Here is an 11,858-nt window from a genome sequence, read left to right on the forward strand (position 1 = left end):
GATGACCGGTAAGGCCCGCCGCTTCCAAGCACATGCGACGGAAGCCTCCGCGGGAGAACGCCACGCGTTCGCACGAACCGCTAAACTTGAAACGAGAGTGACATGGCAAAGAAGATCACAGGTTACATCAACCTGCAGGTTCCTGCCGGCGATGCGAAGCCCGCGCCGCCGATCGGACCCGCGCTGGGTCAGCGCGGCGTAAACATCATGGAGTTCTGCAAGGCGTTCAACGCCGCGACGACCGACATGGCCAAGGGGACGCCGATCCCCACCAAGATCACGGTCTATGCCGACCGTTCGTTCAGCTTCGAGACGAAGACGCCGCCGGCGACCTTCCTGATCAAGCAGGCGATCAACATCAAGTCGGGCTCCAAGGAGCCGGGCAAGACGGTCGCGGGCAAGATCAAGCGTTCGCAGCTGTCGGAGATCGCGCAGGTCAAGATGAAGGACCTGAACGCGAACGACATCGACGCCGCGACGAAGATCATCGAAGGTTCGGCCCGCGCGATGGGCCTCGAAGTGACGGAGGGCTGATCCGATGGCCAAGCTGACCAAGAAGCAGAAGACGCTGTCGATCAATCCCGAGCAGCTGCACGGCATCGACGAAGCGATCGCCCTCGCCCGCACCAACGCGACCGCCAAGTTCGACGAGACCATCGAGGTCGCGCTGAACCTGGGCGTCGATCCGCGCCACGCCGACCAGATGGTCCGCGGCGTCGTGAACCTGCCCAAGGGCACCGGCAAGACGGTGCGCGTCGGCGTGTTCGCGCGCGGCGCCAAGGCCGACGAAGCGCGTGAGGCGGGTGCCGACGTCGTCGGTGCCGAGGACCTGATGGAGATCATCCAGGGTGGCACGATCGATTTCGATCGCTGCATCGCGACCCCGGACCTGATGGGCGTCGTCGGTCGCCTCGGCAAGGTGCTGGGCCCCAAGGGCCTGATGCCGAACCCGAAGCTGGGCACCGTGACGATGAACGTCGCACAGGCGGTCAAGGACGCCAAGTCCGGCCAGGTCGAGTACCGCGTCGAGAAGGCCGGCATCATCCATTCGGGCATCGGCAAGGCGTCGTTCCCGGCCGAGGACCTGCGCGCGAACTTCGACGCGCTGGTCGACGCGGTCGTGCGGGCCAAGCCGTCGGGCGCGAAGGGCAAGTATGTCCGCAAGATCGCGCTGTCGTCGTCGATGGGCCCGGGGATCAAGGTCGACACGACCGAGGTCGCGGGGGCGTAATCGCCGTCGGTTTCCTTCCGGGATCGGAAGGAGTGAGATTGGGGGCCGCAGGAGTGATCCTGCGGCCCTTCTTCTTTTGGTGATGTCGTATTTGACGTACCTGCCCGAACCTGATTCCCTCGGTTCCTGTATCCGCTGGGGCTTTGGAATGGTCAGAACAACATAAGTAAGCCAGCGAGACCAATATCATGCCGCGGCCAGCGTATGGGTAACCGGCGTTGCCGATTAACATGCTCGAAGGGCTACCAGCCGTCGACATGATTACGCATTGGCGATCTGCTCATGCCCATCTCCAAGGTCGAGACTCATTGGTCATAGCCATAAGATGGCGGAGACCGTGAAGGGGACCGCGGAGAAGAAGACTATGGGGCACCGGTCGTAGCGAGCAGCTACGCGACTTCAGTCCTTCAGGCGCCCCAACATGATCTCGATGCGGCTGCGGCGTCTGTATCGGCGCTCGTCCTATCTGACCGGTTCGTTGCGCGATCCGCAGTCCGGGATGCCGGGCTGGATGCCCTTGGCTTCGGGGGCGTCCCTGAACACGTCGGCGTCACACCTCGATCATGGAAGCAAGCGGGGCGACCTCGGCCGGCGGCGGTGAGTTGCTGTCGAAGGTCGGCAAGGTCGCCCGGCCGGGCGGGCTGGTGATGGATGCGGTGGAGGTCGGCTCCGCCTTCCGCGCGGACGGTAACCGCATCGGTGAGAATACCGGGCGCGCCGCCAGCGGCCTCGCCGGCGGGGCCGCCGGTGGCTGGGGCGGCGCGGCCGTCGGTGCGGCGGTCGGCACCGCCATCTTCCCCGGGGTGGGGACGGTTGTCGGTGGCCTCATCGGCGGCATCGGCGGGGCCCTGGCCGGGGACGCGGCCGGCAAGGGCGTGTTCGACACCGTCAAGGGCTGGTTCTGACCCGATGACGGCTGACGCGACCCCGATCCAGCGCTAGGCTGTTTCGATGGCTGGTCTCTGGGACAAGTTGCGGGGCAAGGATGCGCCCGTCGTGGACGACACGGGCGCGGCGTTGCGGCGGTTGTTCGGCGACTATCCGCCGGACCCGCCGGCCCATGCCGGCCCGGCGGCGACGTTGACCGCCGCCCAGCAGGACGAGAACCTCGCACAGTTCCTGGCGGTGCAGTCGCAGCGGCTGGCGGTCGGCAGCGACTATCTGCGTGCGCGAGGCGTGAGCGTGGACCCGATGCTCGACCCGGCAGCGGACGGACTGCCGGCGGCGCGGGCGGTGGACGCGTGGCTGGATGAGGCGCTGCCGAAGCGCCCCTTCTCGCCGATCTCGGGCGACGAGACGCCGAATCCGGACGAGCACGGCCTGATGGCAAGCGACCGGACCGGGCCGGACATCTATTACAGCGTTCTCGCCGATCTCGGCCGGCTGGAGGGTGAGGCGATCCGGCGGCGCGATCCCCGGTTCGACTGGGCGGTCAATCGGTTGCCGGGTTTCGAGGATATGGGCAGTTATGGCCGCATCTGCCTGATCAAGGCAGGTGACGTGCAATGGGCGCCGACCGTGCTGGACATGGAGATGCACATGCTCGGCATTTGCCATCCGAAGATGGCCCCGCGCGGCAACCTGTCCGGCCACCGCTTCGGCGAGTTGCTGGAGGCGGCGGTCACGCAGGCGTTCGACCCGCACCCGTGAGGAGCATGACCGGTACTCCATCACGTGCGGCGATGCTGCTTTGAACGTCGACCGGCGTCGTCAGGCATGCTTCGACGGCTAGGGCGACGGCGTGTCCGGCTCCTCGGCAGCCTGCCGTCCAGCACCGCCTTCCGACCAGTCTGGACATCCGGGTGAAGCGACGTACGGCGGATGGGGGGAGTGCGCTGATGCAGAAGTTCATCGTCGAGACGCTGCTGTTTCTCTTTGGCCTGCTCGTCACGTTCGGTCTGCCGTGGCTCGTGTGGCGGTGGATGCGGTCCGGTCGGCCGTCGATCGCGCCCCTGCCGATCGTCGACGACGGCAATGGCGGGAAAGTCGTGCCGCTGATCGCCACCTTTACCGGGATGCGCGGTCTGCCGTGGGTCGGCGTGGCGAGCAACAATCTCAGCCCCCGTCTGGTCATCACGCCCGCCGGGATCACGTATCGGGTCATGCGGCTGCGGTCTCGTGACTGGTCCGATATCGTTCGGGTGGATGTCCGTAGTTTTGGAGCGACGGTGAACCTCGGCTTCGCCTTCCGCGACAGCCTGTTCACCTTCGATGCGAACGTCGGCAGTACCATATTGGCGACGCGGACACTGGCGTTGCTGCCCGATACTGTCGCGTTGACCGATCGGGCACGATCGCTGCTGACGGAGGAAGGCTGATACCCCTTCGCGCGCGCGGAACCGCGACCGCGACGCTTCCCCGACCGAACTCCGAAGGGGATGACCTCCACGGCAACTCCCCAGGACGCGGGGAGTAGAGTAGGAGCGCGTGGCCCCTCTTCCCCGATCATCCGGAGCGCCGCCATTTCCGATCCCCGCCGTATCCTGGTCGATGCCGATGCCTGTCCGGTGAAGGACGAGATCTACCGCGTGGCGTGGCGCGTGGGGGTGGCGGTGGTGATCGTCAGCAACCAGCATCTACGCATTCCGGCGCATCCCCTGGTCAGCCGGGTAGTGGTGAGCGACGGGTTCGATGCGGCGGACGACTGGATCGCGGAGCAGTCCAACGCGCGGTGCGTGGTGGTGACGGCGGATATCCTGTTGGCGGACCGGTGCCTGAAGGCGGGCGCCACCGTGCTCTCGCCGACGGGGAAGCCGTTTACGGCGGCGTCGATCGGCGGGGCGATCGCGACGCGGGCGATCATGGCGGACTTGCGGGCAGGCGGGGATCAACTGGGTGGGCCGGCACCGTTCCAGAAAGCGGACCGGTCGCGGTTTCTCTCGGCGCTGGATGCGGCTTTGGTGAAGTTGGGGCGATCGGTGTGATCGCTCCCCCCTCTCGTGAAGAGAGGGGGGACAGCGCTTACAGCACGAAGCGGCTGAGGTCGGTGTTGCGGGCGATGCTGGCGAGTTGCCGGTCGACGTACGCACCGTCGACGATCAGCGTCTGGCCGGCGCGGTCCTCGGCGTCGAAGCTGACCTCTTCGAGCAGCTTTTCCATGACCGTCTGCAAGCGGCGGGCGCCGATATTCTCGACCTCGCCGTTCACCTCCGCGGCGATGCGGGCGACGGCGGCGATGCCGTCCTCGGTGAACTCGACCGTGACCTCCTCGGTCGCGAGCAGCGCCTTGTACTGGATCGGCAGCGATGCCTTCGTGTCGGACAGGATCGCGACGAAATCGGCCTCGGTCAGGCCCTTGAGTTCGACGCGGATCGGCAGGCGGCCCTGAAGCTCGGGGAGAAGATCGCTGGGCTTGGCGACGTGGAAGGCGCCGGACGCGATGAAGAGGATGTGGTCGGTCTTCATCGGGCCGTATTTGGTGGCGACGGTCGTGCCCTCGATCAGCGGCAGCAGGTCGCGCTGCACGCCCTCGCGGCTGACGGAGCCGCCGCGCACGTCGCTGACCGCGATCTTGTCGATCTCGTCGAGGAAGACGATCCCGTTCGCCTCCGCGTCGGCCAGCGCGGTGCGGCTGACCTCGTCCTGATCGAGGCGCTTGTCGGCCTCCTCCTCGACCAATTTGTCCCACGCGGCGCGGACGGTGAGCTTGCGCCGCTTGAGCTGCTGACCGCCGCCGAACGACTTCATCATTTCGCCGAGGTTGATCATCTGCGGCGCGCCGCCGGGGATGTCGAACGGCATGGACGGGGCCTGCTCGACCTCGATCTCGACCTCCGCATTGTCGAGGTGGCCGTCGCGGAAGCGCTGCTTGAAGCTCTCGCGCGTGGCCTGGCTCGACCCCTTGCCGGTCAGCGCGTCGAGCAGGCGGTCGAGCGCGGCCTCCTCCGCCTTGTCCTTGACGGCGGAGCGGCGGCGTTCCTTTTCGAGGCGGATCGCTTCCTCGACGAGGTCGCGGGCGATCTGCTCGACGTCGCGGCCGACATAGCCGACCTCGGTGAACTTGGTCGCCTCGACCTTGACGAACGGCGCGTCGGCCAGCTTGGCGAGGCGGCGGCTGATCTCGGTCTTGCCGCAGCCCGTGGGCCCGATCATCAGGATGTTCTTCGGCGTGACCTCGTCGCGAAGATCCGCGCCGAGGCGTTGCCGCCGCCAGCGGTTGCGCAATGCGACGGCAACCGCCCGCTTGGCATCGGACTGACCGATGATGTGCGCGTCGAGCGCGGCGACGATAGCCTTGGGGGTGAGTTGGTCGTTCATGGACAAGTTGTTCATTTCACAGGAAGTGGAGACGCGAAGTGGAGGAAGTGGAGGCGCTGGCGCGCCCGTCTCTCACCCGCTGCTGTCCAGCGTCTCGATCGTGAGGCGGTCGTTGGTGTAGACGCAGACCTCGGCGGCGATCGCCATCGCCTTGCGGCAGATCGTCTCCGCATCGGCCTCGTAGTCGACCAGCGCGCGGGCGGCGGCGAGCGCATAATTGCCGCCCGAGCCGATCGCCGCGACGCCGTTCTCCGGTTCCAGCACGTCGCCGTTACCCGTCAGGATCAGCGTCACGTCCTTGTCGGCGACGATCATCATCGCCTCCAGATTGCGGAGGTATTTGTCGGTGCGCCAGTCCTTCGCGAGTTCGACGGCGGAGCGCAGCAACTGGCCCTGATGCTGTTCCAGCTTGCGCTCCAGCCGCTCGAACAGGGTGAAGGCATCCGCCGTGGCCCCTGCGAAGCCGCCGACGACCGCGCCGTCAGCACCCAGCCGCCGCACCTTGCGCGCGTTGGGTTTCATGACCGTCTGGCCCATGGAAACCTGCCCGTCGCCGATCACGACGACCTTGCCGTTGCGACGGACGGACAGGATGGTGGTGCCATGCCATACCGGCATGGAGGATTCGTTCCCGCTCATGCTGCGCCATATGGGGGGCTGGTCGGCAGGTGCAAAGAGGGGTGGTGGATGCCGGCACGAGCCCGGCGTGACGGACGATCAGCCGCCGAGTTTTTCCACCTTCGCCTGCAATGCCGCCATTTCGGCCTTCAGCGCGGCGAGTGTGTCGTCCTTGGCGTCGTCGGTCGCCGTCGGTGCCTGCGTAGGTGTGGGCGTGGAAGCAGGCGTGGGCACTCCGCCGACGGGGGGCTTGAAGGCGGTGGCGGCGGCTTCGAACATGGCCATGTTGCGCTTGGCGATCTCCGCGAACGGGCCGGTCGCGAAGGCGCCCTCGACCGCCGAGCGGAACTGTTCCTGGTTGCGGCGGAAGCTGTCCATCGACGCCTCCAGATAGCTGGGGACCATCGACTGCATCGAGTCGCCATACATGGAGATCAATTGCCGCAGGAAATTGACCGGCAGCATCGTCTCGCCACGGCTTTCCTCTTCCATGATGATCTGGGTCAGGACATTGTGGGTGATATCCTCGTCGGTCTTGGCGTCGACGACTTTGAAGTCCCGGCCCTCGCGCGTCATCTTGGCGAGGTGATCGAGCGTGATGTAGGACGACGTCTCGGTATTGTAGAGGCGACGGTTCGCGTATTTCTTGATGATAACGACGCCGCCGACGTTCTGCTTCTTCATGGAAATCCCCCCGAGTGACGTCTTCTTTCGAACAGCCTAGGCCTAACGATGACGCACCGCAACACGCGCCGCGCCCCCTGCCGTTGTTCCTCGACATGCTGCGCAGCGAAACCGCAAAAGACCCCGCGCGCCGCGCTGCGGCATTGCTGGGGCTGGCGCGGTATCAGACGGGGCGACGCGAGCAGGCCCTGCCGCCCCCAAAAGACGTGCGACGCTACGGCCGGGTGACGTTGCGCGGGACCGGCGGAGAGGGAATGCCGGTGGTGCTGGTTCCGTCGCTCATCAATCCACCGGCGGTGCTCGACCTGTCGGAGGAACAGTCGCTGCTGCGCTGGCTGGGGGCGCAGGGATTCGCGGCGTGGCTGCTCGATTGGGGCGAGCCGAGCGCCGCGGAGCGCGCGCTGTCGGTGGCGGGGCATGTCGAGTCGCTGCTGCTGCCGCTGCTGGCGACTTTCGACCGGCCGCCGGTGCTGGTCGGATATTGTCTCGGCGGCACGATGGCATTGGCGGCGGCGGCACGGTCGCGGATCGCGGGCGTGGCGACGATCGCAGCCCCTTGGCGGTTCGACGGCTATGGCGAAGCGCGGGCCGACATCGCCCGACTATGGCACGGCGCGCAGCCGACGTGCGAGGCGCTGGGGCTGGTGCCGATGGAGGTGTTGCAGGCGGGGTTCTGGCGGCTCGACCCGGCGCGCACGATCGCCAAGTTCGAGGCGTTCGGACGGATGGACCCGGACAGCGCGCCGGCCAAGGCATTCATCAGGCTGGAGGACTGGAGCAATGCCGGCGCGCCGCTGACCTATGCGGCGGGGGCGGAGCTGTTCGCGATGATCGCCGACGATGCGCCGGGGCGCGGCGTCTGGCACGTCGCTGGGGTGCCGGTCGACGTTGCCGCGCTGACGGTGCCGGCGGTGGAGTTCGTGTCGACGACCGACCGGATCGTGCCTGCCGCGACCGCCGTCGGCCTGCCCGACCACCGCGCCGTCGCGGCCGGTCATGTCGGGATGATCGTCGGCGGCCGGGCGCGGGCGACATTGTGGCAACCGCTTGCCGACTGGATCGCGGCCCTCCCCTCGCCTACATAGCAAACCAGCTTTTCAAGAGGATTCGACACGTCATGGCCAGCGCCCCCAACGATATCGTCATCACCGCCGCCAAGCGCACGCCGGTCGGCAGCTTCCTGGGCGCGTTCGCGACGACGCCGGCGCATGAGCTGGGGCGGATCGCGATCACTGCGGCGCTGGAGCAGGCGGGCGTCGCCGGCGAGGACGTGTCAGAGGTCATCATGGGTCAGGTGCTGACCGCGGCGCAGGGCCAGAACCCGGCGCGGCAGGCGTCGATGGCGGCGGGCGTGCCCAAGGAAGTCCCGGCCTGGGGCGTCAATCAGGTGTGCGGCAGCGGCCTGCGCGCGGTCGCGCTGGCGGCGCAGGCGGTCGCGACCGGCGATGCGACGATCGTCGTCGCGGGCGGGCAGGAGTCGATGTCGCTCTCCGCGCACGCGCAATCGGTGCGCGGCGGCCAGAAGATGGGTGACCTGAGCCTGATCGACACGATGGTCAAGGACGGTCTGACCGACGTGTTCAACGGGTATCACATGGGCATCACTGCCGAAAATCTGGCGGAACAATATCAGGTGACGCGGGGCGAGCAGGACGAGTTCTCCGTGCGCTCGCAGAACAAGGCGGAGGCTGCACGAAGCTCGGGCCGGTTCCGTGACGAGATCGCGCCAGTGACGATCAAGGGTCGCAAGGGCGACACCGTGGTGGCGGACGACGAGTATATCCGCGCCGACGCGACGATCGACAGCGTGTCGGGCGTGCGGCCTGCGTTCAAGAAGGACGGCACGGTGACGGCGGCGAATGCGTCCGGCCTGAACGACGGCGCGGCGGCGATCGTGGTGATGAGCCGCGCCGAGGCCGAGAAGCGCGGCGCGCCGGTGCTGGCGACGATCCGCAGCTGGGCGTCGGCGGGCGTCGATCCGTCGGTCATGGGCATCGGCCCGGTGCCGGCGTCGAAGAAGGCGCTGGAAAAGGCCGGCTGGACGATCGGCGAACTCGACCTGATCGAGGCGAACGAGGCGTTCGCGGCGCAGGCGCTGTCGATCGGCAAGGAGCTGGGCTGGGACGCGGAGAAGGTCAACGTCAACGGCGGCGCGATTGCGATCGGCCATCCGATCGGCGCATCGGGCGCGCGCGTGCTGACCACGCTGATCTACGAGATGGGCAAGCGCGACGCCAAGAAGGGTCTGGCGACGCTGTGCATCGGCGGCGGCATGGGCATCGCCATGTGCCTCGAGCGGGACTGAGGGGACCGGGCCTGCGCCGGAGCCTTGCTCCGTCGCGGGCTCATCCTTGACTTGAGGGTCGCCGGTGTCGACCTTGCGCAGGGCACGGGCCGATTGGATGATTATCGAGGTGTCCAGGCTGAACCGGCTTCCTCATGGCGCATGTCTGTGCCGCCGAGTTGGATCGCGGCCGTGGCGATTGCTCCGCAGCCAATTGCACCGGCGACCGTGCCGACGATGGCGCCCATCACCAGTTGCACGATCATGCCCAGCGTGAAGCCCGCGCCCTGACGTGCGATCTGCTGCTGGGCAGCGGCGATCGTCGCTTGCTGATCGAGACTGGCATAGGCCGCAAGCAATTGAGGGTTGGTGAGCGCGATCAGGACGACCGTCATGACGACGAAGATCGCGGTCAGGAGCGTGAAAACCCCGAACAATGTCCAGAAATGCCCGCGCGTGATGTGCCATGCATCGCGGATGACGATCTTACCGCGCAACACGGTCAGCGCCCCCGAGAGCGACAGGCGGACCTGAGCGTAGATAGCACCACAGAGCAGGGCCAAGCCAGCGATCGTGATGACAACGATGGTCGCAGCCTGACCCATAATCGTGCCGGCAATGACTCCGACGAGAGCGACGGCAAGGATGCCGATCGTTTCCGCGATGAACGCTGCGATGACGAGCATGACGCCAAGGCCGATCAACCGAAGTTCGTCCATCCCCAGACGAAGATAGGCGAAACGATCGCCGGTGGGGTTGGACACCGCCCGGACGACCGCGGCGAATGCGATCACGGCAAGAACGCAGAATAGAAGCTCGAACAGAAACAGAATCCCGAACCAGCCGGGGGGAATAGCCGGGGCAGACGTCACGCCCGCAGCGGCGTCGGCCGCTGCCTGCTGCTGGAGTGCCAACATCGTCGCCGTCATCGGCCGCATCACGACCATGCCCACCGCCATCACTACACCGTAGAGCGCCGCCCAGATGACGACCGTTTTGGGTTGCGTGCGCACCAGACGAACGCCGCCTCCGATTATCGACGTCACCGACATATGGTTTTCCCCCTGAGGCCTATGAGCTAACCAAGGTTAACGTCGCTGGCGAGTAGAATTGTCGTACGTAGAATTTCTGAGGTCGGGAACGTCGTGGCTTGATCGGACAGACGCGTGAGCAATTACCTCAGGACTCAGTGCTTTGGATCGGAAGGCAGGACGTGGCGTGATGAGCGCGCTTGCAAATATAAGCACACCGCGACTGCATATTCGGCCGTTCGGGTCAGACGAGGCCGGCGATCTGCGGCGGTTGACGGATCATCCCGCGATTACCGGGCCGATCGATTTCCTGTCCTCGCCCTTCGATGACGACGCTGCCGTGGCGCTGATCGCGCGGAACGGGGAGGAGGAGTGCTTTCTGGGGCTGTGGGACGGTGACGATCTGGTCGGCTGCGTCGGCGTGCATCTGCGGGCGGGCGAGCGGATCGAGATCGGGTACTGGATCGATGCCGCGCGGCATGGGCGCGGCTATGCGAGCGAGGGAGTTGCCGCCGTTCTGCACGCCTTGCAGGGGGCGCATCCGGATCGCCGGATCGTCGCGGAGTGCAGGCCGGCGAACCTTGCGTCGTGGCGCCTGCTGCACAAGCTTGGCTTCCGCGATACGGGGGAGGCCGGGGACCGCATCGGTCGGGCGTTGCTGATGCTGGCGTGACCGGCTCTCAGGCCCAGACGCGGCCATAGCGCGCGCCCAATCCGGTCAGCAGTTCATATTGCGACAGGCCGGAGGCGGCGGCGGCGGTGGGGAGGTCGAAGGCGATCGACACCCACTCGCCCTCGGCGAGGTCGGGGGCGGCAGCGACGTTCAGCGCGACGAGGTCCATCGATACGCGGCCGATCACCGGGAGCATCGCGTCGCCGGCCGTGGCCACACCGCGGTCAGAGAATCCGCGCAGATAGCCGTCCGCATAGCCGAGGTTGACGATCGCCACCTCCGTGTCCACGGGCGCGGTCCAGGTGGCGTTATAGCCGACGGTTGCGCCGGCGGGCACGCGGCGGCGTTGCAGCACCTGCGCCTGCGGAGTGACGACCGGCGCGATCACGCTCGCCAGTTCGGCGCGGGCGATGCCGCCATACAGCGCGAGGCCGGGGCGCGTGAGGTCGAAGGCGTAATCGCTCCCCAGCGCGATGCCGGCCGAATTGGCGAGGCTGAGGCGACGTGCGCCGGTGCGGCCGCGCAATTCGTGCAGCGCGGTGCGCTGGGCCGGGTTCATCGAGGAGTCCTCGTCGGCGCACGCGAGGTGGCTCATCAGCGTTTCGATCGTCAGGCCGTCGAGCATTCCGGCCGCGACATCCGCCGCGGCCAGCCCGAGCCGGTTCATGCCGGTATCGACCATGACGTCGCATGGCCCCCCGCCCGCGTCCCGCCAGCGCGCGACCTGGGTCGGGGTGCTCAGCACCGGCCGTGCGAAGCCGGCCAGCGCGGCGGGCACGTCCTCGGCGCGAAGGCCGTGCAGGACGGAGACGATCAGGCCCAGCGGCGCGAGCGCCTGCGCCTCCGCCCAGGTCGCCGTGAAGAAGTCGCGACAGCCCGCTTGCGCCAGGCGCTCGGCGACCTGCACCGCGCCGAGGCCGTAGCCGTCCGCCTTGACCGCCGCGCCGGCCGCGGCCGTACCGCTCATCCGGTCGAGCGCGCGCCAGTTGGCGGCGAGCGCAGGACCGTCGATGAGCAGGCGAAGCGGAGGCGGGATGTCGATCACGCCGCCCCGATAGCCGCTGCGGCCCCGGTCAGGCC

The 11,858-nt window shown here is 67.3% G+C and carries 14 protein-coding genes and 1 pseudogene; 9 read left to right on the forward strand and 6 right to left on the reverse strand.

All coding sequences use genetic code 11. The features are described from left to right. The first annotated feature begins 102 nt into the window (after positions 1-102). Positions 103-534 (forward strand): 50S ribosomal protein L11, encoded by a 432-nt coding sequence (gene rplK / locus ILT43_RS05110; protein WP_055845581.1) that lies wholly within the window; start codon positions 103-105, stop codon positions 532-534. A gap of 4 nt (positions 535-538) precedes the next feature. Continuing rightward, positions 539-1,231, forward strand: a complete 693-nt coding sequence (rplA, locus tag ILT43_RS05115; RefSeq protein ID WP_204195618.1) for a 50S ribosomal protein L1 — start codon at positions 539-541, stop codon at positions 1,229-1,231. A 312-nt stretch (positions 1,232-1,543) separates the two neighbouring features. On the opposite strand, the pseudogene ILT43_RS19850 reads toward rplA, so the two are convergent. After that, positions 1,544-1,783, reverse strand: a pseudogene (locus tag ILT43_RS19850) (IS5/IS1182 family transposase); the annotation flags it as partial. An 11-nt stretch (positions 1,784-1,794) separates the two neighbouring features. On the opposite strand from ILT43_RS19850, the gene ILT43_RS05120 reads away from it, so the two are divergent. The 4 genes from ILT43_RS05120 (at position 1,795) to ILT43_RS05135 (ending at position 4,155) form a co-directional block, all read left to right on the forward strand. Then, positions 1,795-2,136: a hypothetical protein gene (locus ILT43_RS05120; RefSeq protein WP_204195637.1), complete on the forward strand. Its 342-nt coding sequence runs from the start codon at positions 1,795-1,797 to the stop codon at positions 2,134-2,136. A 46-nt stretch (positions 2,137-2,182) separates the two neighbouring features. Further along, entirely contained in the window at positions 2,183-2,881 is a 699-nt protein-coding gene (locus tag ILT43_RS05125; protein WP_204195645.1) for a hypothetical protein, read from the forward strand. 188 nt (positions 2,882-3,069) lie between these two features. Next, a complete protein-coding gene (locus ILT43_RS05130; protein WP_204195669.1) occupies positions 3,070-3,549 on the forward strand; it encodes a hypothetical protein in 480 nt (159 codons plus the stop codon). Positions 3,550-3,609: 60 nt separating this feature from the next. Then, positions 3,610-4,155, forward strand: a complete 546-nt coding sequence (locus tag ILT43_RS05135; protein ID WP_204195680.1) for a YaiI/YqxD family protein — start codon at positions 3,610-3,612, stop codon at positions 4,153-4,155. A gap of 37 nt (positions 4,156-4,192) precedes the next feature. Here the strand turns inward: ILT43_RS05135 and hslU are convergent, their stop codons facing one another. The 3 genes from hslU to phaR all read right to left on the reverse strand — a co-directional run bounded on the left by hslU (position 4,193) and on the right by phaR (position 6,790). After that, on the reverse strand, positions 4,193-5,488 hold the full coding sequence (hslU, locus tag ILT43_RS05140; protein WP_204196167.1) for an ATP-dependent protease ATPase subunit HslU: 1,296 nt from the start codon (positions 5,486-5,488) through the stop codon (positions 4,193-4,195). A gap of 72 nt (positions 5,489-5,560) precedes the next feature. Next, a complete protein-coding gene (gene hslV / locus ILT43_RS05145) occupies positions 5,561-6,127 on the reverse strand; it encodes an ATP-dependent protease subunit HslV (protein WP_204195684.1) in 567 nt (188 codons plus the stop codon). Positions 6,128-6,205: 78 nt separating this feature from the next. Next, positions 6,206-6,790, reverse strand: a complete 585-nt coding sequence (gene phaR, locus ILT43_RS05150; RefSeq protein WP_204195691.1) for a polyhydroxyalkanoate synthesis repressor PhaR — start codon at positions 6,788-6,790, stop codon at positions 6,206-6,208. 95 nt (positions 6,791-6,885) lie between these two features. Between phaR and ILT43_RS05155 the strand changes: the two genes are divergently transcribed. Together ILT43_RS05155 and ILT43_RS05160 are read left to right on the forward strand one after the other, a co-directional pair. Further along, positions 6,886-7,875, forward strand: a complete 990-nt coding sequence (locus ILT43_RS05155) for an alpha/beta fold hydrolase (protein ID WP_204195696.1) — start codon at positions 6,886-6,888, stop codon at positions 7,873-7,875. Positions 7,876-7,907: 32 nt separating this feature from the next. Continuing rightward, positions 7,908-9,095, forward strand: coding sequence for an acetyl-CoA C-acetyltransferase (locus tag ILT43_RS05160; RefSeq protein ID WP_204195702.1), 1,188 nt, complete (start codon positions 7,908-7,910; stop codon positions 9,093-9,095). 101 nt (positions 9,096-9,196) lie between these two features. On the opposite strand, the gene ILT43_RS05165 is transcribed toward ILT43_RS05160, so the two are convergent. After that, complete coding sequence (locus ILT43_RS05165) at positions 9,197-10,126, reverse strand: hypothetical protein (RefSeq protein WP_204195709.1); 930 nt, start codon at positions 10,124-10,126, stop codon at positions 9,197-9,199. 169 nt (positions 10,127-10,295) lie between these two features. Between ILT43_RS05165 and ILT43_RS05170 the strand changes: the two genes are divergently transcribed. Beyond that, positions 10,296-10,778, forward strand: a complete 483-nt coding sequence (locus ILT43_RS05170) for a GNAT family N-acetyltransferase (protein ID WP_204195722.1) — start codon at positions 10,296-10,298, stop codon at positions 10,776-10,778. A gap of 7 nt (positions 10,779-10,785) precedes the next feature. Here the strand turns inward: ILT43_RS05170 and ILT43_RS05175 are convergent, their stop codons facing one another. Then, entirely contained in the window at positions 10,786-11,814 is a 1,029-nt protein-coding gene (locus ILT43_RS05175; RefSeq protein ID WP_343283956.1) for an alanine racemase, read from the reverse strand. Between the last annotated feature and the right edge of the window lie 44 nt (positions 11,815-11,858).

Origin of the sequence: Sphingomonas longa, assembly GCF_016892685.1 — a bacterium.
Lineage (GTDB): Bacteria > Pseudomonadota > Alphaproteobacteria > Sphingomonadales > Sphingomonadaceae > Sphingomonas > Sphingomonas longa.

Bases quoted from the DNA above. Each gene is read 5' to 3' on its own strand.
- hslU (WP_204196167.1), bottom strand. From the start codon at position 5,488: ATGAACGACCAACTCACCCCCAAGGCTATCGTCGCCGCGCTCGACGCG.
- ILT43_RS05125 (WP_204195645.1), top strand. From the start codon at position 2,183: ATGGCTGGTCTCTGGGACAAGTTGCGGGGCAAGGATGCGCCCGTCGTG.
- ILT43_RS05120 (WP_204195637.1), top strand. From the start codon at position 1,795: ATGGAAGCAAGCGGGGCGACCTCGGCCGGCGGCGGTGAGTTGCTGTCG.
- ILT43_RS05155 (WP_204195696.1), top strand. From the start codon at position 6,886: ATGCTGCGCAGCGAAACCGCAAAAGACCCCGCGCGCCGCGCTGCGGCA.
- ILT43_RS05135 (WP_204195680.1), top strand. From the start codon at position 3,610: ATGACCTCCACGGCAACTCCCCAGGACGCGGGGAGTAGAGTAGGAGCG.
- rplA (WP_204195618.1), top strand. From the start codon at position 539: ATGGCCAAGCTGACCAAGAAGCAGAAGACGCTGTCGATCAATCCCGAG.
- phaR (WP_204195691.1), bottom strand. From the start codon at position 6,790: ATGAAGAAGCAGAACGTCGGCGGCGTCGTTATCATCAAGAAATACGCG.
- ILT43_RS05170 (WP_204195722.1), top strand. From the start codon at position 10,296: ATGAGCGCGCTTGCAAATATAAGCACACCGCGACTGCATATTCGGCCG.
- ILT43_RS05165 (WP_204195709.1), bottom strand. From the start codon at position 10,126: ATGTCGGTGACGTCGATAATCGGAGGCGGCGTTCGTCTGGTGCGCACG.
- rplK (WP_055845581.1), top strand. From the start codon at position 103: ATGGCAAAGAAGATCACAGGTTACATCAACCTGCAGGTTCCTGCCGGC.
- hslV (WP_204195684.1), bottom strand. From the start codon at position 6,127: ATGAGCGGGAACGAATCCTCCATGCCGGTATGGCATGGCACCACCATC.
- ILT43_RS05130 (WP_204195669.1), top strand. From the start codon at position 3,070: ATGCAGAAGTTCATCGTCGAGACGCTGCTGTTTCTCTTTGGCCTGCTC.
- ILT43_RS05160 (WP_204195702.1), top strand. From the start codon at position 7,908: ATGGCCAGCGCCCCCAACGATATCGTCATCACCGCCGCCAAGCGCACG.